Source organism: Pseudoduganella umbonata, from assembly GCF_014192225.1.
GTDB classification, from domain to species: Bacteria; Pseudomonadota; Gammaproteobacteria; order Burkholderiales; family Burkholderiaceae_D; genus Rugamonas; species Rugamonas umbonata.
The window spans coordinates 148462-169351 of sequence record NZ_JACHXS010000005.1 but is presented as its reverse complement, the minus strand read 5'-3'; the positions used below and the strand labels follow the sequence as shown (position 1 = coordinate 169351).

Genomic DNA, 20890 nt, shown 5'->3' with positions numbered 1-20890 from the left:
AAGTAGAGAAAATGGGAAAAATCACCGGTTTCATGGAATTCCAGCGCCAGGACGAAAGCTACCTGGCCCCGGAATCGCGCCTGAAGAACTACAAGGAGTTCGTGCTCAAGCTCACGGACGAGCAGGCCAAGGTGCAGGGCGCACGCTGCATGGATTGCGGCATCCCGTTCTGCAACACGGGCTGCCCGGTCAACAACATCATTCCGGACTGGAACGACCTGGTGTACCGCCACCACTATCGCCAGGCGCTGGACGTGCTGCATTCGACCAACAACTTCCCGGAGTTCACGGGCCGCATCTGCCCGGCGCCATGCGAAAGCGCCTGCACGCTGGGCATCAACGACGACCCGGTGGGCATCAAGTCGATCGAGCACAAGATCATCGACGAAGGCTGGGAAAACGGCTGGGTCAAGCCGCAGCCGGCCGACCACAAGACGGGCAGGAAAGTGGCGATCATCGGTTCCGGCCCTGCCGGCCTGGCCGCCGCCCAGCAGCTGGCACGCGCCGGCCATGACGTGACCGTGTTCGAGAAATCGGACCGTGCCGGCGGCCTGCTGCGCTACGGTATCCCCGACTTCAAGCTGGAAAAGTTCCACATCGACCGCCGCATCGAGCAGATGGAAGCGGAAGGCGTGAAGTTCCGCATGAACACGCTGGTGGGCAAGGACTTCCCGGCCAACGTCAACAACTGGGCCAAGGAAACCATCTTCCCGGAAGACCTGGAGAAGGAATTCGACGCCGTCGTGATCGCCGGTGGCGCGGAGCAGCCGCGCGACCTGCCGGTGCCGGGCCGCGAGCTGAAGGGCGTGCATTTCGCGATGGACTTCCTGCCGCTGCAGAACAAGGTCAACGCCGGCGACAAGGTGAAAGACCAGATCAAGGCCACCGGCAAGCACGTGGTCGTGATTGGCGGCGGCGATACGGGTTCCGACTGCGTGGGCACGTCGAACCGCCATGGCGCCGCGGCCATCACGCAGTTCGAACTGATGCCAATGCCGCCGGAGCAGGAAAACAAGCCGCTGGTCTGGCCGTACTGGCCGACCAAGCTGCGCACGTCGTCGTCGCACGAAGAAGGTTGCGAGCGCGACTGGGCGGTGGCCACCAAGCGCCTGGAAGGCAAGAACGGCAAAGTCGAGAAGCTGGTCGCCTGCCGCGTCGAGTGGAAAGACGGCAAGATGGTGGAAGTGCCGGATTCGGAATTCGAGATGAAGGCCGACCTGGTGCTGCTGGCGATGGGCTTTGTGTCGCCGGTACAACAAGTGCTGGAAGCCTTCGGCATCGAAAAAGACGGCCGCGGCAACGCCCGCGCCGCCACCGAAGGCAGCAATGCCTACGTTACCAGCAAGCCTGGCATCTTCGCGGCCGGCGACATCCGCCGCGGCCAGTCGCTGGTCGTGTGGGCCATCCGCGAAGGCCGCCAATGCGCCCGCGCGGTGGACGAGTACCTGATGGGCCACTCCGTCCTGCCACGCTGATCCACCAGCGCCCCCCGAAAGCCCGCCCGGTTCCGCCGCGGCGGGCTTTTTTGTTGTAAATCCACATCGGGGACAGTCCCCGAATTTCTACAACAGGTCTCGGTACCCCATTTTTTTGTCCGAGAATTTGTGGAAACTTGTAATTGCGACAATTCGTGAGAATTTAAGCAATGCTTGCGTATTAAGATCGTGGCTTCGTCTTGACAAGCCAGCGCCGGCATCCACATTCCATGAAAACCTCCTTCTCCTCCCTGAAACCGTCGAAGATCGCCGGCCAAGCGCTGGCACTTGGCGCGCTGCTCACCCTGGCCGGATGCGCCGGCACTGCCCCCCAACTGGGCGGCGCGCCGACCGTGGCTACTGGTTCGGCTGGCGGCGCCACCGCGAACAACGCCAACACGGCGCTGGAAAAATGCGACCGTTCGCTGGGTACCCTGAGCGTCGTCGAAGACCAGGCCTCGTCGTGGTACCTCCAGCTGTCGCAATATAAACTGGGCTCGACCGTGCCTGTGCTGCGCAAGCTGATCCAGCAATCGAACTGCTTCGTCGTTGTCGAACGGGGCGCCGCGATGAACAACGTGATGGCCGAGCGCGAACTGGCCGCCTCCGGCGAAATGCGCGCCGGCAGCCAGTTCGGCAAGGGCCAGATGGTGGCTGCGGACTATACGATGAGCCCGACCATCAACTTCAGCCAGAAGGGTACCCAGGGCGTTGGCGGCGCGCTGGGCGGCTTCGGCCTGATCGGCAGCGTTGCCGGCATGGTGGCCGGCGGCCTGAAGGCCAATGAAGCGTCGACCACGCTGTTGATGGTGGACAACCGCTCCGGCGTGCAGCTGGCCGCCGCCGAGGGCAGCGCCAGGAACTTCGACTTCAATATGTTCGGCGGCCTGTTCGGCGGCGGTGCCTTCGGTACTGGCGGCGCCTATTCGAATACGCCTGAAGGCAAGATCCTGATCGCCGCCTTCATGGATTCGTACAACCAGCTGGTGCAGGCGGTGCGCAACTACAAAGCGCAGGAAGTGGCGGGCGGCCTGGGTACCGGTGGCGCGCTGGGCGTCCAGGGTGGCATCACGCCGCCGGCCACGCCGGCATTGTCGGCGGCCCCGGCCCCGGCGAAGAAACCCGCGAAGAAGAAATAACCAGGCCAGCCGGACCGGAAACGCCAGCACGATGCTGGCGTTTTTTGTCATGGCTTCGCCGCAACGAGAGCAACTGCTGCGGGGGCTTGGTCGACGAATGCTGCTCTGCACAAAATTAACATGGTTTGCCAGATGTAAATTACCAAATCGACGGTTGGTAGTGTTGTATCATCGAATGCTTAACCGTTGTCATATAAGCCATTCTCAAGGCATGCGCAGCAGAGTATCGGCTTTCTGCATTACAATATGGCATTAAAAATAAAGACTGTCTGCCGTGGCAAACCTCGTTGAAATCCGTGATCTGCACTTCTCGTATGGGAAGCGCCCCATCCTGGCGGGGCTCCACATGGACTTTCCAAAGGGGAAGGTCATCGCGGTCATGGGCGGTTCCGGGAGCGGCAAGACAACGGTGCTGCGCCTGATCGGCGGGCAGATCCGGCCCAGCAAAGGGCAGGTCAGCGTCGACGGCCAGATCGTCCACAAGCTGAAAACCAACGAACTGTATTTGCTGCGCCGCAAAATGGGCATGCTGTTCCAGCATGGCGCGCTGTTTACGGACCTGACCGTATTTGAAAACGTGGCGTTCCCGCTGCGCGAGCATACCGACCTGCCGGAGGAGCTGATCCGCGATCTCGTGCTGATGAAGCTGAACGCCGTCGGCCTGCGCAACGCTGCGCCGCTCAAGCCGGGCGAGATTTCCGGCGGCATGGCGCGCCGGGTGGCGCTGGCCCGTTCCATCGCGCTCGACCCGCAGCTGATCATGTATGACGAGCCGTTCGCCGGCCTCGACCCGATTTCGATGGGCGTGACAGCGAACCTGATCCGCAACCTGAACGACGCGCTCGGTTCCACCAGCATCCTGGTGTCGCACGACGTGAAGGAGTCGTTCACGATCGCGGACTATGTGTATTTCCTGTCGCAGGGCAAGATCGTTGCCCACGGCACCCCGGCTGAAATGATGGTATCGACCGACCCTTACGTGAAACAATTCGTCCACGCCGAAGCGGACGGCCCGGTGCCGTTCCACTATCCCGGCAAGTCGCTGGCCGATGACCTCGGCCTGGGAGTGCGCAAATGATCGGCCGCCGCGTGCTGGCCGGCGTCGGCAATACCGTGCGCGATTACGTGGAAAGCGTCGGCTATGCCACGCGCACGTTCTTCACGATGCTGGGCCTGTCGCCCGGCATGATGCGCCGGCCCCACCTCGTCATCGAGCAACTGCATTTCATCGGCAATTATTCGCTGCTGATCATCACGCTGTCCGGCCTGTTCGTCGGCATGGTGCTGGGCCTGCAGGGGTATTACACGCTGAACAAGTACGGCGCCTCCGAATCGCTGGGCTTGCTGGTGGCGCTGGGCCTGACGCGTGAACTCGGTCCCGTCATCACGGGCCTGCTGTTTGCGGGCCGCGCCGGCACGTCGCTGACGGCCGAGATCGGCTTGATGAAGGCCGGCGAGCAGCTGTCGGCGATGGAAATGATGGCCGTGAATCCGATCCAGCGCGTGCTGGCACCGCGGTTCTGGGCCGGCGTGATCGCCGTGCCGCTGCTGGCGTCGATCTTTTCCGCGGTCGGCATCCTGGGCGGCTACCTGGTCGGCGTGGGCCTGATCGGCGTCGATGCGGGGGCGTTCTGGTCGCAGATGGAAGCCGGCATCGACCTGTGGAAGGACGTGGGCAACGGCTTCGTCAAGAGCGTGGTGTTCGGCATCGCGATCACCTTCATCGCCCTGTACCAGGGCTACGAGACGCGGCCGACGCCGGAAGACGTGGCCGGTGCCACCACCCGCACGGTGGTCGTGTCGTCGCTGATGATCTGGTGGCTCGACTTCATGCTGACGGCACTGATGTTCAGCAAGTGATGAATAAATAATTGCTTCGTGGGAATGCCCGGCGCACTTATGGAAAAACAGATAGGATAAGTAAAAATGCAACGCAAATCTCTGGATGTGTGGGTCGGCCTGTTCGTCGTCTTCGGTGTCGCCGCGCTGATGTTCCTGGCTTTGAAGGCCGGCAACAGCGGCACGTTCTCGCTCGCGAAGACGTATGAAATCACCGCCAAGTTCGACAATATCGGCAGCCTGCGCCCGCAGGCGGCCGTCAAGGCTTCCGGCGTGGTGGTCGGGCGCGTGGCGCGGATCGCCTTCGACGACAAATCGTACAAGGCGGCCGTGACGCTGGAGATGGACTCGACGTACAAATTCCCGAAAGACAGCTCGGCCAAGATCCTCACGGCCGGCCTGCTGGGCGAGCAATATGTCGGCATCGAAGCCGGTGGCGACGAAAACAACCTGGCCCAGGGCGACAGGATCGCCCGTACGCAGTCCGCCGCGGTGCTGGAAGACCTGATCAACCAATTCATCTACAGCAAAGCCGCTGAAGGAAAGGACTGAAACCGATGCGCCGTCAAACCTCCGTTTTGCCGATATTGGCCGCCTTGGCCGCCACGGCCGCATTGTCCGGTTGCGCCGTTGGCCCGGACAAGCGCGATCCGATGGAAAACTGGAACCGCGCCGTCTTCAATTTCAACGACAAGGTCGACACCTATGCGCTGAAGCCGGTCGCCACCGGATACAAGAATGTCACGCCGTCGTTCGTGCAGACCGGCGTCAACAATTTCTTCGGCAACCTGCAGGACCTGTGGACCGGCGGCAATAATCTGCTGCAAGGCAAGGGCGGCGACGCCGTGTCCGACATCGGCCGTTTCGCGCTGAACTCCACGTTCGGCGTGCTGGGCCTGTTCGACATCGCCTCCGAAGCCGGCCTGCGCAAGCACAAGGAAGACTTCGGCCAGACCCTGGGCCGCTGGGGCGTGCAGCCCGGCCCGTACGTGGTACTGCCGCTGCTGGGGCCGTCCACCTTGCGTGACACCGCCGGCCTGCCGCTGGACATCGTGGCCGACCCGTGGTCGTACAAGGATCCCACGCATGTCCGCACGATCGGCGGCGTGGTGCGCGTGATCGACCAGCGCGCGTCGCTGCTCGATGCGTCGACCCTGCTGGAAGAGGCCGCACTGGACCGCTACGAGTTCTACCGCGACGGTTTCCTGCAGCGCCGCCAGAGCCAGGTCTATGACGGCGACGTGCCGGAGACCAAGGCGGAAGAAAACGTGCCGGCACAGCCTTCGGTGAACCCGACCGGCGAAGGCACGGCGCAGCCGGCAACGTAACGGACCGTAACGCACGGTAAGGGACAGTAACGGCCGGGCGCGCCTCGGCCCGCCCGCCGCTATAATGGCGCACCGGCCGGGCATGGCACCGGCCTGTGATTGTCGTGCAACCAATATCGGTACAACCAACCTGGGTAGAACTCATGAAACTGATCAAGCAACTGCTCGCCATCGCCACCTTCGCGTTCGCCGCCACCGGCGTCGCCTCGGCGCAGACCGCGAACGAAGCACCGGACCAACTGGTCAAGCGCATCAGCTCGGAAGTGCTGAACACCGCCAAGAACGACAAGGAAATCCAGGCCGGCAACACCCGCAAGGTGATGGACCTGGTGGAAACCAAGATCCTGCCGTACGTGGATTTCGAGCGCATGACCGCGCTGGCCGCCGGCCGCTACTGGCGCGAAGCCACGCCGGAACAGAAGCGCGCGCTGTCCACCGAATTCCGCACGCTGCTGATCTACACGTATTCCGGCGCGCTGTCGCAGGTGCGTAACGAAACGATCGAATTCAAGCCGCTGCGCGCCGACCCGGCCGACACCGAAGTGGAAGTGCGCTCCCAGGTCAACATGACCCGCGGCGAACCGGTCCTGCTGAACTACCGCGTGGCGAAGACGGCCTCCGGCTGGAAGATCTACGACATCAACGTGCTGGGCGCCTGGCTGGTGGAAACCTACAAGGGCACCTTCAACACCGAGATCAGCAAGGGCGGCATCGATGGCCTGATCAAGACGCTGGCCGCGAAGAACAAGCAGCTGGCAAACAAGCCGCTGGCTACCGCCAAGAAGTGATCACTCCCGGGCCGGATCGCATCCGGCCCGTTCTTCGACGAAAACCAACTCCCGAGACCATGAACGACGCCGCCAACAACATGCTGTCCCTGACCGCATTGACCGTCGATAACGCCACGGCGGCGTTGGAGCACGGCCTCGTGGCGCTGCAGGCCGGCCAGAGCGTGTTCGACATGCGCAACGTGGTGGCCGTCGATTCGGCCGCCGTTTCCGTGATGCTGGCGTGGCAGCGCGCCGCCCATGCGGCCGGCGTCACGCTGCGCCTCGTGAACCTGCCGCCGATGCTGCAAAGCCTGACCAAGCTGTACGGCGTCTGCTCCCTCGTCTCGCCGGAAGCCTGCACGGCTGCCGAACTGCACCACCATTGACCCTCGCCTTCTCCCCCTCTCCGCTGTATTTCCGCCGGCCCGGGCATGATCGGGTCGAAATTCCAATATAATTGACCGTTGCTCTTGCCAGATTGGCCGGAGCGTCCGCATGAATGACTCCGATGCAGGTCCAATGCGCAGCATCGACGCAGGTTCGACGCCGATTCGACCCCAACTCGGCGCCGGTTCGGCATGAAGGCGCCGCAGCTTGGCACCAGGCGAACCGCCAGCGCAACGGTCGGCGTTGCACAGAATACAAACAAGGCATGACAGCAATCCAAATCAGCAATGTCCAGAAGCGCTACCAATCGCTGCAGGCGCTGGGCGGCGTGTCGCTCTCGATCGAGGAAGGCGAATTCTTCGGGCTGCTCGGCCCGAACGGTGCCGGCAAGACCACGCTGATCTCCATCATCGCGGGCCTGATCCGCGCCGACGGCGGTTCCGTGTCGATCCATGGCCACGACGTGGTGTCCGATTTCCGCGCGGCGCGCAGGAAGCTCGGCGTGGTGCCGCAGGAACTGGTGTTCGACCCGTTCTTCACGGTGCGCGAAACGCTGCGCCTGCAGTCCGGCTACTTCGGCCTGCCGAACAACGACAAATGGATCGACGAGGTGATGGAGAACCTCGACCTGACCAACAAGGCCGACACCAACATGCGCGCACTGTCCGGCGGCATGAAGCGCCGCGTGCTGGTGGCGCAGGCGCTGGTGCACAAGCCGCCCGTCATCGTGCTCGACGAGCCGACCGCGGGCGTGGACGTCGAGCTGCGCCAGACGCTGTGGAAATTCATCTCGCGCCTGAACCGCGAAGGCCACACCATCGTGCTGACCACGCACTACCTGGAAGAAGCGCAGGCGATGTGCAAGCGCGTGGCGATGATGAAGCTGGGCAAGGTGGTGGCGCTGGACACGATGTCGTCGCTGATCCGCCGCATCTCCGGCTCGCAGCTGATCGTGCACCTGAAGCAGGGCGACCTGCCGCAGGACCTGCAGCACCTGGTGCTGCACGCCGAGACCGGTTCGCAACTGTCCGCCTCCGGCCGCCAGTACAGCCTGAAGGTCAACGAATACATGGAAGTGGAAACCATCCTGGCGCGCCTGCGCGAGAGCGGCGCCGTCATCGACGAGATGCAGCTGCAGCAGGCCGACCTGGAAGACATCTTCCTGGAAATCACGGGTGGAGGGGCCGCGCAATGATGTCGACGGGCTTCCGCACCCTTGTATACAAGGAAACGCTGCGCTTCTACAAGGTGGCCACGCAGACGATCGCCGCGCCGATCCTGACCGCCATGCTGTACCTGCTGATCTTCGGCCACGTGCTCGAAGGCCGCGTGCAGGTGTACGAAGGCGTGTCGTACACGTCGTTCCTGGTCCCCGGCCTGGTGATGATGAGCGTATTGCAGAACTCGTTCGCCAATTCGTCGTCGTCGCTGATCCAGTCGAAGATCACCGGCAACCTGGTGTTCGTGCTGCTCACACCCCTGTCTCACTGGGAAATCTTCTCGGCCTACACGATCGCCGCGATGGTGCGCGGCCTGGTGGTGGGCCTGGGCGTGTTCATCGCCACCGCCTGGTTCGCGCACATGTCGTTCGCCTGGCCGCTGTGGATCGCCGTGTTCGCGCTGCTGGGCGCCGCCATCCTCGGCACGATGGGCCTGATCGCCGGCATCTGGGCCGAAAAATTCGACCAGCTGGCCGCCTTCCAGAATTTCCTGATCATGCCGCTGACGTTCCTGTCCGGCGTGTTCTATTCGATTCACTCGCTGCCGCCGTTCTGGCTGACCGTCTCGCACCTGAACCCGTTCTTCTACATGATCGACGGCTTCCGCTACGGCTTCTTCGGCCAGTCCGACATCAATCCCTGGACCAGCCTGGCCATCGTGTCCGCCTTCCTGGTGGTGCTGGCGCTGCTGGCGATCCGCCTGCTCAAGAGCGGCTACAGGCTCAGGCACTGAGCAGACATTAGAAACATCAAGCGACATGAAAGAGGTACCAACATGACCACGACCCCTGAAGCAATCCACGGCTACATCGCCGCCGGCCTCGACTGCACCCACCTGGAAGTGGAGGGCGACGGCCAGCACTTCACCGCCGTCATCGTCTCGACCGCGTTCGCGGGCAAGCGCCCGATCCAGCGCCACCAGATCGTCTACGCGGCGCTGGGCGACCGCATGCGCGAGGAGATCCACGCGCTGTCGATGAAGACGCTGACCCCCGAAGAATTCGCGGCCAAGGCGTAACAGGAAAAAACAAGAATAACGAACACCAAGGAAAATCGATGGACAAACTGCTCATCACCGGCGGCAAGCGCCTGGTCGGGGACATCCAGATCTCCGGCGCCAAGAACGCGGCGCTGCCCATCCTGTGCGCGGGGCTGCTGACCGCCGGCGACCTGCAACTGTCGAACGTGCCGAACCTGCACGACGTGTCCACGATGCTCAAGCTGCTGCGCCAGACCGGCCTGGCGGTCGCGCAGGATGGCGACAAGGTCACGCTGAACGGCGCGGCCATCAACAAGCTGGAAGCGCCGTACGAGATGGTGAAGACGATGCGCGCGTCGATCCTCGTGCTCGGCCCGCTGCTGGCGCGCTTCGGCGAAGCCAAGGTGTCGCTGCCGGGCGGCTGCGCGATCGGTTCGCGCCCTGTCGACCAGCATATCAAGGGCCTGCGTGCGCTGGGTGCCGAGATCTCGATCGACGCCGGCTACATCTATGCGAAGGCGAAAAAACTGCAAGGCACCCGCGTCGCGACCGACATGATCACGGTGACCGGCACGGAAAACCTGCTGATGGCCGCCACGCTGGCCGAAGGCGAGACGATCCTGGAAAACGCCGCGTGCGAGCCGGAAGTGACGGACCTGGCCAACCTGCTGGTGGCGATGGGCGCGAAGATCGACGGCATCGGCACCAACCGCCTGGTGATCCAGGGCGTACCGGCGCTGAACGGCGCGGCCCATGCGGTGATTTCCGACCGTATCGAAGCCGCCACGTTCCTGTGCGCCGTGGCGGCCGCCGGCGGCGACGTCACGATCCGCAATACCCGTACCGACATCCTCGACGCGGCGCTGGAAAAGCTGCGCGAGATGGGCGTGCGCCTGACCGTGGGCGACACGTGGATCCGCGCGCAGATGGATGGCCGCCCCACGCCGGCCTCGTTCCGCACCACCGAATACCCGGGCTTCCCGACCGACATGCAGGCGCAGTTCATGGCCGTCAACACCATCGCCAGCGGCCACAGCAGCGTGACGGAAACGATCTTCGAAAACCGCTTCATGCACGTGCAGGAAATGAATCGCCTGGGCGCGCACATTCGCATCGACGGCAATACCGCGTGGATCGACGGCGTGCCGCAGCTGATCGGCGCGCCTGTGATGGCGACCGACCTGCGCGCTTCGGCCTCGCTCGTCATTGCCGGCCTGGCCGCGAAGGGCGAAACGCTGGTCGACCGCATCTATCACCTCGATCGCGGCTACGACCGCATGGAAGTGAAGCTCTCCGCCGTCGGCGCCAACATCACCCGCATCAAGTAAATTCGCCAGATCACCATGAGTACACTTCCCGCCCAGGCCACCGACCGCTCGCAACTGATCCTCGCCCTGTCGAAGGGCCGGATCTTCGAGGACACGCTGCCGCTGCTGGCGGCAGCCGGCATCACCGTCACGGAAAACCCGGAAACCTCGCGCAAGCTGATCCTGCCGACCAACGACCCGCACGTGCGCGTGCTGATCGTGCGTGCCACCGACGTGCCGACCTATGTGCAGCATGGTGCCGCCGATTTCGGCGTGGCCGGCAAGGACGTGCTGTTCGAGCATGGCGGCGAAGGCCTGTACCAGCCGATCGACCTGAACATCGCGCGCTGCCGCATGTCGGTGGCGGTGAAGGCGGGCTTCGACTACGAAACCGCGGTGCGCCAGGGCGCGCGCCTGCGCGTGGCCACCAAGTTCACCGAGATGGCGCGCCAGCACTTTGCCAAGAAGGGCGTGCACGTCGACCTGATCAAGCTGTATGGCTCGATGGAACTGGCGCCGCTGGTGGGGCTGTCCGACGCGATCGTCGACCTGGTCAGCACCGGCAGCACGCTGCGCGCCAACAACCTGGTGGAAGTGGAAGAGATCTGCGACATCTCGTCGCGCCTGGTCGTCAACCAGGCCGCGCTGAAACTGAAGCGCGCCCGCCTGCAGCCGATTCTCGAGGCGTTCGAAAAAGCCTCGCAAGCCAAGTAAAACCAGTAAAACGCCAGTAAAACCCCTGAAGCCAGCCATCATGATCCAGATCCGCAAGCTCGACTCCACCGCCATCGACTTCCAGGAAACGCTCGACGCGCTGCTCGCGTTCGAAGCGGAAACCGATTTCGCCATCGAACAGGCCGTCACCGAGATCATCGCGCAGGTACGCGCGCGCGGCGACGAAGCGGTGGTCGAGTACACCAACAAATTCGACCGCATCCCCAACGGCGGCGCGGCCGACCTGCAGGCATTCGACATCGGCCAGGCCGACCTGGAAGCCGCGCTGGCGGCATTGCCCGATGCGCAGCGCGCGGCATTGCAGACCGCGGCCGAGCGCATCCGCGTGTTCCACGAGCGCCAGAAGCAGGAACTGCAGGGCTTTACCTACACGGAAGCGGACGGCACGATCCTGGGCCAGCGCATCACGGCGCTGGACCGCGTGGGCATCTACGTGCCCGGCGGCAAAGCGGCCTACCCGTCGTCGGTGCTGATGAACGCGATTCCCGCGAAGGTGGCCGGCGTCGGCGAAATCGTGATGGTGGTGCCGACACCGGACGGTATCAAGAACCAGATGGTATTGGCCGCCGCGGCGATCGCCGGCGTCGATCGCGTGATCGGCATCGGCGGTGCGCAGGCCGTGGCCGCGCTGGCCTACGGTACCGAGTCGATCCAGCCGGTCGACAAGATCGTCGGCCCCGGCAACGCGTACGTGGCGGCCGCCAAGCGCCGCGTATTCGGCGCGGTGGGCATCGACATGATCGCTGGTCCGTCGGAAATCCTGGTGGTGTGCGACGGCACCACGGACCCGGACTGGGTTGCGATGGACCTGTTCTCTCAGGCCGAGCACGACGAACTGGCGCAGGCGATCCTGCTGTGCCCGGACGCGGACTACATCGCGCAAGTCGAGGCTTCGATCCAGAAATTGCTGCCGACGATGCCGCGCCAGGAAACCATCCGCACGTCGCTGACCGACCGCGGCGCGCTGGTGAAAGTTCGCGACATGGACGAGGCATGCGAGATCGCCAACGCCATCGCCGCCGAGCACCTGGAGATTTCCGCCGAGGAGCCGCAGCAGTGGGCCGACAAGATCCGCCATGCCGGCGCGATGTTCCTCGGCCGCTTCTCGTCCGAATCGCTGGGCGACTACTGCTGCGGGCCGAACCACGTTCTGCCGACGTCGCGCACGGCGCGCTTCTCGTCGCCGCTGGGCGTGTACGACTTCCAGAAGCGCTCGTCGGTCATCCAGGTCAGCGAGGCGGGCGCCCAGACGCTGGGCAGGATCGCCGCCGAGCTGGCCTACGGCGAAGGCTTGCAGGCGCACGCCCGCAGCGCGGAGCTGCGGCTGAAATCATGAGCGCCTGGCTCGATCAGGTGTTCTGCGAGGATGCACTGGAAGGCTTGCACCGCATCCCGGATGGCTCGATCGACCTGATCCTGACGGACCCGCCGTACAACCTGGGCAAGGATTACGGCAACGCCTCCGACCAGCAGCCGGTGGACGATTTCCTGGCGTGGACCGAGCAATGGGTCGATGCCGCGCTGCCGAAGCTGAAGGAAAACGGCAGCCTGTATATCTTCACGACGTGGCGTTCGGCGCCGGAAATCTTCGTGATGCTGAAACGGCGGATGACGATGATCAACGAGATCATCTGGGACCGCCGGGTGCCGTCGATGGGCGGTACCGTGCGCAGTTTTACGTCGGTACACGACACGATCGGCCTGTTCGTGCGCCGCAAGGATTATTATTTCGACCTCGACGCCGTGCGCATCCCGTACGACGCCGAAACCAAGAAGGCCCGGTCGCGCTCGATCTTCATCGGTGCGAAATGGCTGGAACAGGGCTACAACCCGAAAGACCTGTGGAGCGTATCGCGCTTGCACAGGCAACATGCGGAGCGGGTCGATCACCCCACGCAAAAGCCGCTCGAGATCATCGAACGGATGGTGAAGGCATCGTGTCCGCCCGGCGGCGTGGTGCTCGACCTGTTCATGGGCAGCGGCACCACGGCCGTCGCGGCGCGCAACACGGGCCGCCACTTCACCGGCTTTGAACTGAATCCCGACTATTGCAGGATCCTGGCGGAGCGCCTGGCGGAGCCACCGCCCGCCGAGCAGCTGGGGTCTGACCCCAAGGCCCGCGGCCGGTCCAAGGTCCGCGCCACCGATCCGGGGTCTGATCCCGGTTTTCCGGCAGCGCCGCCTAAGAAGCGCGCAGTCAGGAAAACGCCTGCCAGGGCCGTCGCCCCGTCGGCAGCCCCGAATAACGAACTGGAGTAACTGAAAGCATGTCCCTCGACAGCCTGATTGCCAACACCATCCGCCCCGACGTGCGCAGCGACAAGAGCTACCACGTGCCGGATGCGAGCGGCTTCGTGAAGCTGGACGCGATGGAAAACCCGTACCAGCTGCCGGAGGAGCTGCGCCGCGAACTGGCCGGCCGGCTCGCCGAGGTGGCGCTGAACCGTTACCCGGCTGCGGCCTACGGCCCGCTGAAGGAGCGCATTCGCGCGAAGCTCGGCATCCCGGCCGGCTACGACGTGCTTCTGGGCAATGGTTCCGACGAACTGATCGCCATCATGGCCGCCACCTGCGCCTGGCAGGACCGCCGCGCCGTGATGCTGGCGCCCGTGCCGGCCTTCGTGATGTTCCAGCGTTCGGCCCAGGTGGCCGGCATGGATTTCGTCGGCATCCCCCTGAAGGCGGACCTGGCGCTCGACCTGCCGGCGATGCTGGCGGCGATCGAGCGGCACCGGCCGACGCTGATCTTCCTGGCCTACCCGAACAACCCTACCGGCAACCTGTTCGACACGGCCGACATCGAAGCGATCCTGCGCGCCCAGGGCGAGCAGGGCCTGGTGGTGGTCGACGAAGCCTACGAGCCGTTCGCGCAGCAGAGTTTCATGCCGCGCCTGCCGGAATTCGCCAACCTGATCGTGATGCGCACCCTGTCCAAGCTGGGGCTGGCCGGTATCCGGCTGGGCTACATGAGCGCGGCGCCGGCGCTGCTGGAGCAGTTCGAGAAGGTGCGTCCGCCCTACAACATCAACGTGATGACGCAGGCGGCGGCCGAGTTCGCGCTCGACCATGTCGAGGTACTGAACGAGCAGGCCCGCCTGCTGCGCGAACAGCGCACGGCACTTTCCGCCGCGCTGGCCGCGCTGCCGGGCGTGCAGGTGTTCCCGTCGGCGGCCAATTTCATCACGATCCGTGTGCCGGATGCCGACAGTGTCCATGCCAAACTGGTAAGTCGTAAAATCCTGATTAAAAATTTGAGTAAAATGCACAGTGTGCTGGCGAACTGCCTTCGCGTCACCGTCAGCACGCCGGACGAGAACGCCGCTTTCCTCGACGCCCTGAAAGACTCGCTGAGCTGAGGTTGAGTTAAAGCTTAGTGAATCAGAAGCTGAACCGACGCTGAGTCGAAACCGAGTTCGCGCCCCATCCTAACCCTGAGTTTCCCATGAATTTGCCCGCAGCCCGCATTGCAGAAGTCATCCGCAACACCAACGAGACGCAGATCCGCGTCGCCCTGAACCTGGACGGTACCGGGGTGCAGAAGCTCGATACCGGCGTGCCTTTCCTGGACCACATGCTGGACCAGATCGCGCGCCACGGCCTGATCGACCTGGACGTCAAGGCTACCGGCGACACGCACATCGACAACCACCATACCGTCGAGGACGTGGGCATCACGCTGGGCATGGCGGTGGCCAAGGCCATCGGCGACCGCAAGGGCATCCGCCGCTACGGCCATGCCTACGTGCCGCTGGACGAGGCGCTGTCGCGCGTCGTCATCGATTTTTCCGGGCGCCCGGGCATCGAGTACCACATCCCGTTCACCCGTGCGATGATCGGCACGTTCGACGTCGACCTGACGCTGGAGTTCTTCCGCGGCTTCGTCAACCATGCCGGCATCACGCTGCACATCGATAACCTGCGCGGCACCAATGCCCACCACCAGTGCGAAACGGTGTTCAAGGCGTTCGGGCGCGCACTGCGCATGGCTGCCGAGTTCGACGAGCGTGCCGCCGGCACGATCCCCTCCACCAAAGGAAGCCTTTAAACCCGCCGCTAGCTGATACTCGGCTTTCACACCATGAAAAAAATCGTTGTAGTTGACTACGGCATGGGTAACGTGCGCTCCGTTGCGCAGGCCCTGCGCGCCGTCGCGCCGGAAGCCGACGTGTCCATTTCCGGCGTACCGGCCGATATCGACGCGGCCGACCGCATCGTGCTGCCCGGCCAGGGCTCGATGCTCGACTGTATGACCCACCTGCGCGAATCGGGCGTGCACGATGCGCTGATGCGCGCCGCGCAGACGAAACCGCTGATGGGCGTCTGCGTTGGCGAGCAGATGCTGCTCGAACGCAGCGAGGAACGCAATGCCGAAGGCCTGGGCCTGTTCCCGGGCGCGGTGGTGCGCTTCCAGCTCGACGGGCAGCTGCAGGAAGACGGTTCGCGCTTCAAGGTGCCGCAGATCGGCTGGAACAAGGTCAAGCAGACCGCGCCCCATGCGATGTGGGCCGGCATTCCCGACGACGCCTATTTCTATTTCGTCCACAGCTATTACGCGCGGCCGGAGAACCCGGCGCACAGCGTGGGCGAAACCGTGTACGGCACGCCGTTCTGCTGCGTGATCGCGCGCGACAACATTTTCGCCACCCAGTTCCACCCGGAGAAGAGCGCGGCCACGGGACTGCAGCTGTACAAGAACTTCGTTCACTGGAATCCCTGAGCGCTCCGACAGCGTCCATTCACCCACTTACTCGACCTTTCAAACCACCATGCTGCTCATTCCCGCCATCGACCTCAAGGACGGTCACTGCGTTCGCCTGAAACAAGGCGACATGGAACAGTCCACCGTGTTTTCCGACGACCCCGCCGCGATGGCCCGCCACTGGCTGGAGCAGGGCGCACGCCGCCTGCACCTGGTCGACCTGAACGGCGCGTTCGCCGGCAAGCCGAAGAACGAAGGCGCCGTGAAGGCGATCCTGAAAACGGTGCAGGAGTTCGCGCTGGAGAACGATATCGACGAGATTCCCGTGCAGCTGGGCGGCGGCATCCGCGACCTGGACACGATCGAGCGCTACCTCGATGACGGCATCAGCTACATCATCATCGGCACCGCCGCCGTGAAGAGCCCCGGCTTCCTGCACGATGCGTGCGGCGCCTTCCCCGGCCACATCATCGTCGGCCTGGATGCCAAGGACGGCAAGGTGGCGACGGACGGCTGGAGCAAGATGTCCGGCCACGAGGTGATCGACCTGGCACAGAAGTTCGAGCAGTACGGCGTGGAATCGATCGTCTACACCGACATCGGCCGCGACGGCATGATGGGCGGCGTGAACATCGAAGCCACCGTGCGCCTGGCGCAGGCCGTGCGCATCCCGATCATCGCCTCCGGCGGCCTGCACAACCTGGCCGACGTGGAAGCGCTGTGCGCGGTGCAGGACGAAGGCATCGAAGGTGTCATCTGCGGCCGTTCGATCTACGAAGGCACGATCAACCTGAACGAGGCGCAACTGCGCGCCGACGAACTCACTGGCGAAATCCTCGACGAAGTCGCGGACGAGACGTCCGACGCGGGCGAAAAATAATATGCTGGCCAAACGCATCATCCCCTGCCTGGACGTGACCGACGGCCGCGTCGTCAAGGGTGTCAATTTCACCGAGCTGCGCGACGCCGGCGATCCGGTCGAGATCGCGCGCCGCTACGACGAGCAGGGCGCCGACGAGCTGACGTTCCTCGACATCACCGCATCGTCCGACAACCGCGGGCTGATCCTCGACATCATCGAACGGGTCGCCGCCCAGGTCTTCATTCCGCTGACGGTCGGCGGCGGCGTGCGCAAGGTGGAGGACGTGCAGCGCCTGCTGAACGCCGGCGCCGACAAGATCAGCCTGAATACCTCGGCCGTCAGCAACCCCCAGCTGGTGTTCGACGCCTCCCAGAAGCACGGCTCGCAGTGTATCGTGGTGGCGATCGACGCCAAGCAGGTTGCGCCCGGCAAGTGGCAGGTGTTCACGCACGGCGGGCGCAATGCCACCGGGCTCGATGCCGTCGAATGGGCGCAGAAGATGGCGTCGCTGGGCGCCGGCGAACTGCTGCTGACCAGTATGGACCGCGACGGCACCAAGAGCGGCTTCGACCTGGCGCTGACGCGCGCCGTTTCCGATGCCGTGGGCATTCCCGTGATCGCCTCGGGCGGCGTGGGCGGCCTGCAGGACCTGGCCGACGGCGTGACGAAAGGCCATGCCGATGCGGTACTGGCCGCCAGCATCTTCCACTATGGCCAGCACACGGTACAGGAAGCCAAACGCTTCATGGCGCTGCAGGGCATACCAATGCGCGAGGCCTGAGAGAACGATATGAGTATCCCGACGACGACGCCTAGCGTAGCCAAGGCAAAATGGCTGAACCGCGTGCACTGGGACGAGCATGGCCTGGTGCCTGTGATCGTGCAGGAAAACGGCAGCAACGACGTGCTGATGTTCGCCTGGATGAACCGCGACGCGCTGTACAAGACGGTGGAGCTGCACGAGGCCGTGTACTGGAGCCGTTCCCGCAAGAAGCTGTGGCACAAGGGCGAGGAATCCGGCCACGTGCAGAAGGTGCTCGATATCCGCCTCGACTGCGACGAGGACGTGGTGCTGCTGAAGGTGGAGCAGGCCGGCGGCATCGCCTGCCACACGGGGCGGCATTCATGCTTCTTCCAGCAGTTCGACGGCGATGCCAAGGACGGCGACTGGAACAGCGTGGAGCCGGTGCTGAAGGATCCGGACACCATTTATACGGAAAAGAAGAAATGAGCACAGGTAACGCAGGCAGCCCGAATGACGAGGCTGGCATCCTGGGCCGCGTGGCCGCCACGATCGAATCGCGCAAGGGCGCCGATCCCTCCACGTCGTACGTGGCCAAGCTGTTCTCGAAGGGCGACGACGCGATCCTGAAAAAGATCGGCGAGGAAGCCACCGAGACCGTAATGGCCGCCAAGGATGCCCGCGTCTCTGGCGATGGCGCGAAGGTGCTGTACGAAGTGGCCGATCTGTGGTTCCATTCGCTGGTGCTGCTGGCGCAGTTCGACCTGTCGCCGCAGCAGGTGCTCGATGAACTGGCGCGCCGCGAGGGTATCTCCGGCATCGCCGAAAAAGCCGCCCGTCAAGACAGCTGAAACAAGGATAACCGTGGATAACTGCCTGTTCTGCAAGATCGCCGCCAAACAAGTACCGGCAAGCATCGTCTACGAAGACGATGACCTGCTGGCGTTCAAGGACATCAACCCGGCCGCGCCGGTGCATTTGCTGGTGATCCCGAAAAAGCATATCTCGACGCTGACCGAGGCCCAGCCGGAAGACACGCCATTGCTGGGCAAGCTGCTGGCGCTGGCGCCGAAGCTGGCCGAGGAACATGGCGTCTCGGTGGTATACGGTGCCGATGGCAGCCCGACGCGCGGCTACAAGACGCTCATCAACAGCGGCCCGGACGGCGGGCAGGTGATTTATCACCTGCACATGCATATCTATGGCGGCCCGCGGCCGTGGCGCGGCATGCATTGAGCCGGGCAGGGCGCCGGGGCAGGCGCCCGGGCGCCAGGTGGCGCTGGCTGGATAGTCGAACAAGCAAGCGGAAGAGTTATTTCCGGCCGTTATCGTGACAGGAACATGACAACACAAGAGTCGTGTAAACTGTTTGTTCTTACCGAATTCGGGCGTTGTCGCCCTGCAAGGAGAATACTATGGGTTCCATGAGCATCTGGCATTGGGTGATCGTGCTGGTCGTCGTCATGCTGGTTTTCGGCACCAAAAAACTGGGCAATATCGGCTCGGACCTGGGCAAGGCCGTCAAGGGTTTCAAGGATGGCGTGAAGACCGACGACAAGGAAGCGGCCGACCAGCCCGCGCCGCCGCCCGCGCACGTGACCGACAAGGGCACGATCGAGGTCGACGCCAAGGAAAAGAACAAGCACTGATCGCAATCTGATTCATGATCGATCTCGGTCTTTCCAAACTGGCCATCATCGGCGTCGTTGCGCTGATCGTCATCGGTCCCGAAAAATTGCCCAAGGTGGCGCGCATGGCCGGCACGCTGTACGGCCGCGCGCAGCGTTATCTTCACGATGTGAAGAGCGAGGTCAGCCGCGAAATCGAGCTGGACGAGCTGCGCAACCTGCAAAAGAACGTGCAGGAACAGGCGCAGAACATCAAGGCCGATGTCGAGAATTCGATCCAGAAGAACATGTCCGAAGTGGAGAGCGCCTTCGATATCGAAGGCGGCATCCACTCATCTTCCGACGCGTCGACCAGCTATACGCCGGACTTCCATTCGGCCTCCACCGAGGACCAGGCGCGCAAGGCCAAGGAATTCCGCCGCAAACGGCTGGTGCGCACCTCGGCCGTGCCGCAGTGGTACAAGCAGCGCAACGGCGGCCGCATGCACGTGGTGTCCGGCGCCGCGCGCGTGGCGCGCTTCCGTCCGCGCAACGGTAAACCTCCCGCCTCCTTTTACTGATGAGCACTGAACAACCCGCCGAAGAAACCTTCATCAGCCACCTCGTCGAACTGCGCGACCGGCTGCTGAAGGCTTCCATCGGCGTCCTGATCGTCACCGCCCTGCTGATGGCGTGGCCGGGCCCCACCGTCCTGTACGATTTCCTGGCCCAGCCGATGATCGATGCGCTGCCCACCGGCGCCAAGATCATCGCCACCGGCGTGACCGCCCCATTCCTCGTGCCGATGAAGGTCACGCTGATGCTGGGCATTATCCTGGCGCTGCCATGGGTGCTGTACCAGGCTTGGGCCTTCGTCGCACCCGGCCTGTACACGCATGAAAAACGCCTGGTCGCGCCGCTGGTGATTTCCTCCTCGCTGCTGTTCATGGCGGGCGTGGCGTTCTGCTATTTCTTCGTGTTCGGCCGCGTGTTCCACTTCATCGCCACGTTCGCGCCATCGTCGATCGCCGTCACGCCGGACATCGAGAATTACCTCGATTTCGTGATGTCGATGTGCCTGGCGTTTGGCGCCGCGTTCGAAGTGCCGATCGTCGTCGTGATCCTGGTGCGCATGGGCATCGTGTCGCTGGCCAAGCTGCGCGAGTGGCGGCCGTACGTGATCGTCGGCGCGTTCGTCATCGCCGCGATCGTCACGCCGCCGGACGTCGTCAGCCAGTTCGCGCTGGCCATCCCGATGTGGATGCTGTTCGAACTGGGGCTGCTGGTGTCGCCGATGTTCGTCAGGATGACGCAGGCGCCCAAGGAAAGCGCCTAACTGCGCGCCGTGCCCTCCAGTTCGGGCACGTCCTTCAGCTCCTCATCCATCGCCCGCTTGATCGAGGTGTTTTCAAGAATCACCAGGGTCGCCGATCCGATGACCATGGACAGCCCGGCCACGGTGCCGACGAGCCCCACGTACTTCAGCACCGGGCTGCCCTTGAAGACCGCGTCGAGCGCGCCCGAGATCAATGCCAGCAGCAGCAGGATCGCCGCCCACAGGCCCAGGCTGGTCGCCCAGCGCATCTGCTCCACCCGCTTGCGATACAGCTTGATCTGGTTGCCGATCAGCTCGCGCCGCCTGGTGTCCTTGCCGGTCCTGAATTCCTCGATCATGTCCCGATACCGTTCGTACGCGGCGCTGTAGCGCGCCTGCAGGAACGTCATGAAGATCCACGATGCGAACACCAGGCTGGCGGTCGGACCGACAGCGCCCAGTACATCTTTCAACTCGAACTGCATG

27 protein-coding genes are annotated in these 20890 nt (G+C 63.8%); 26 read left to right on the top strand and 1 reads right to left on the bottom strand.

The genetic code is table 11. The annotated features are described in order from the left end of the window. Positions 1-11 precede the first annotated feature (11 nt). The 26 genes from FHS02_RS14915 to tatC all read left to right on the top strand — a co-directional run bounded on the left by FHS02_RS14915 (position 12) and on the right by tatC (position 20425). Positions 12-1475: a glutamate synthase subunit beta gene (locus FHS02_RS14915; RefSeq protein ID WP_137315261.1), complete on the top strand. Its 1464-nt coding sequence runs from the start codon at positions 12-14 to the stop codon at positions 1473-1475. 230 nt (positions 1476-1705) lie between these two features. Then, complete coding sequence (locus FHS02_RS14910) at positions 1706-2614, top strand: CsgG/HfaB family protein (RefSeq protein WP_137315260.1); 909 nt, start codon at positions 1706-1708, stop codon at positions 2612-2614. Positions 2615-2888: 274 nt separating this feature from the next. Beyond that, on the top strand, positions 2889-3692 hold the full coding sequence (locus FHS02_RS14905) for an ABC transporter ATP-binding protein (RefSeq protein ID WP_137315259.1): 804 nt from the start codon (positions 2889-2891) through the stop codon (positions 3690-3692). Then, positions 3689-4474: a lipid asymmetry maintenance ABC transporter permease subunit MlaE gene (mlaE, locus tag FHS02_RS14900; RefSeq protein WP_137315258.1), complete on the top strand. Its 786-nt coding sequence runs from the start codon at positions 3689-3691 to the stop codon at positions 4472-4474. Before FHS02_RS14905 ends, mlaE begins: the two co-directional genes overlap by 4 nt. Positions 4475-4540: 66 nt before the next feature. Next, positions 4541-5005, top strand: a complete 465-nt coding sequence (gene mlaD, locus FHS02_RS14895; RefSeq protein ID WP_137315257.1) for an outer membrane lipid asymmetry maintenance protein MlaD — start codon at positions 4541-4543, stop codon at positions 5003-5005. Between the two features lie 5 nt (positions 5006-5010). Then, positions 5011-5781, top strand: a complete 771-nt coding sequence (locus FHS02_RS14890) for an MlaA family lipoprotein (RefSeq protein WP_137315256.1) — start codon at positions 5011-5013, stop codon at positions 5779-5781. Positions 5782-5924: 143 nt separating this feature from the next. After that, positions 5925-6569: an MlaC/ttg2D family ABC transporter substrate-binding protein gene (locus FHS02_RS14885; protein ID WP_137315255.1), complete on the top strand. Its 645-nt coding sequence runs from the start codon at positions 5925-5927 to the stop codon at positions 6567-6569. Between the two features lie 59 nt (positions 6570-6628). Beyond that, positions 6629-6937 (top strand): STAS domain-containing protein, encoded by a 309-nt coding sequence (locus FHS02_RS14880; RefSeq protein ID WP_137315254.1) that lies wholly within the window; start codon positions 6629-6631, stop codon positions 6935-6937. A 266-nt stretch (positions 6938-7203) separates the two neighbouring features. Continuing rightward, positions 7204-8133, top strand: coding sequence for an ABC transporter ATP-binding protein (locus tag FHS02_RS14875; protein ID WP_137315253.1), 930 nt, complete (start codon positions 7204-7206; stop codon positions 8131-8133). Beyond that, positions 8130-8891 carry an ABC transporter permease gene (locus FHS02_RS14870; RefSeq protein ID WP_137315252.1) on the top strand — a complete coding sequence of 254 codons (762 nt, stop codon included), beginning with the start codon at positions 8130-8132 and terminating at the stop codon, positions 8889-8891. Before FHS02_RS14875 ends, FHS02_RS14870 begins: the two co-directional genes overlap by 4 nt. A gap of 42 nt (positions 8892-8933) precedes the next feature. Then, positions 8934-9176 (top strand): BolA family protein, encoded by a 243-nt coding sequence (locus FHS02_RS14865; protein WP_137315251.1) that lies wholly within the window; start codon positions 8934-8936, stop codon positions 9174-9176. Between the two features lie 38 nt (positions 9177-9214). Then, a complete protein-coding gene (gene murA / locus FHS02_RS14860) occupies positions 9215-10465 on the top strand; it encodes a UDP-N-acetylglucosamine 1-carboxyvinyltransferase (RefSeq protein WP_137315250.1) in 1251 nt (416 codons plus the stop codon). Positions 10466-10480: 15 nt separating this feature from the next. Beyond that, positions 10481-11158 (top strand): ATP phosphoribosyltransferase, encoded by a 678-nt coding sequence (gene hisG / locus FHS02_RS14855; protein ID WP_131148621.1) that lies wholly within the window; start codon positions 10481-10483, stop codon positions 11156-11158. 37 nt (positions 11159-11195) lie between these two features. After that, positions 11196-12515, top strand: a complete 1320-nt coding sequence (gene hisD / locus FHS02_RS14850; protein ID WP_137315249.1) for a histidinol dehydrogenase — start codon at positions 11196-11198, stop codon at positions 12513-12515. After that, complete coding sequence (locus tag FHS02_RS14845) at positions 12512-13438, top strand: DNA-methyltransferase (RefSeq protein WP_137315248.1); 927 nt, start codon at positions 12512-12514, stop codon at positions 13436-13438. The genes hisD and FHS02_RS14845 overlap by 4 nt, the downstream gene beginning before the upstream one ends. A gap of 8 nt (positions 13439-13446) precedes the next feature. Continuing rightward, entirely contained in the window at positions 13447-14535 is a 1089-nt protein-coding gene (gene hisC, locus FHS02_RS14840) for a histidinol-phosphate transaminase (protein WP_137315247.1), read from the top strand. Positions 14536-14621: 86 nt separating this feature from the next. Next, on the top strand, positions 14622-15224 hold the full coding sequence (hisB, locus tag FHS02_RS14835) for an imidazoleglycerol-phosphate dehydratase HisB (RefSeq protein ID WP_137315246.1): 603 nt from the start codon (positions 14622-14624) through the stop codon (positions 15222-15224). 33 nt (positions 15225-15257) lie between these two features. Beyond that, a complete protein-coding gene (hisH, locus tag FHS02_RS14830) occupies positions 15258-15896 on the top strand; it encodes an imidazole glycerol phosphate synthase subunit HisH (protein ID WP_137315245.1) in 639 nt (212 codons plus the stop codon). A 49-nt stretch (positions 15897-15945) separates the two neighbouring features. Beyond that, a complete protein-coding gene (gene hisA / locus FHS02_RS14825; RefSeq protein ID WP_137315244.1) occupies positions 15946-16758 on the top strand; it encodes a 1-(5-phosphoribosyl)-5-[(5-phosphoribosylamino)methylideneamino]imidazole-4-carboxamide isomerase in 813 nt (270 codons plus the stop codon). A gap of 1 nt (position 16759) precedes the next feature. After that, positions 16760-17521, top strand: a complete 762-nt coding sequence (hisF, locus tag FHS02_RS14820) for an imidazole glycerol phosphate synthase subunit HisF (protein WP_137315243.1) — start codon at positions 16760-16762, stop codon at positions 17519-17521. Between the two features lie 9 nt (positions 17522-17530). Continuing rightward, the gene (gene hisI / locus FHS02_RS14815; protein ID WP_137315242.1) at positions 17531-17971 is read left to right on the top strand and encodes a phosphoribosyl-AMP cyclohydrolase; all 441 of its coding nucleotides are present in this window, start codon (positions 17531-17533) and stop codon (positions 17969-17971) included. Continuing rightward, positions 17968-18333 (top strand): phosphoribosyl-ATP diphosphatase, encoded by a 366-nt coding sequence (locus FHS02_RS14810; RefSeq protein ID WP_137315241.1) that lies wholly within the window; start codon positions 17968-17970, stop codon positions 18331-18333. Before hisI ends, FHS02_RS14810 begins: the two co-directional genes overlap by 4 nt. 13 nt (positions 18334-18346) lie before the next feature. After that, a complete protein-coding gene (locus tag FHS02_RS14805; protein WP_137315240.1) occupies positions 18347-18718 on the top strand; it encodes a histidine triad nucleotide-binding protein in 372 nt (123 codons plus the stop codon). Between the two features lie 179 nt (positions 18719-18897). Continuing rightward, complete coding sequence (gene tatA, locus FHS02_RS14800; RefSeq protein ID WP_137315239.1) at positions 18898-19131, top strand: Sec-independent protein translocase subunit TatA; 234 nt, start codon at positions 18898-18900, stop codon at positions 19129-19131. Positions 19132-19145: 14 nt separating this feature from the next. Continuing rightward, entirely contained in the window at positions 19146-19670 is a 525-nt protein-coding gene (gene tatB / locus FHS02_RS14795) for a Sec-independent protein translocase protein TatB (RefSeq protein WP_137315238.1), read from the top strand. After that, positions 19670-20425: a twin-arginine translocase subunit TatC gene (gene tatC, locus FHS02_RS14790; RefSeq protein ID WP_137315237.1), complete on the top strand. Its 756-nt coding sequence runs from the start codon at positions 19670-19672 to the stop codon at positions 20423-20425. Before tatB ends, tatC begins: the two co-directional genes overlap by 1 nt. Here tatC and FHS02_RS14785 read toward each other — a convergent pair. Next, positions 20422-20889, bottom strand: a complete 468-nt coding sequence (locus FHS02_RS14785; protein WP_175424868.1) for a DUF2721 domain-containing protein — start codon at positions 20887-20889, stop codon at positions 20422-20424. The genes tatC and FHS02_RS14785 overlap by 4 nt on opposite strands. Between the last annotated feature and the right edge of the window lies 1 nt (position 20890).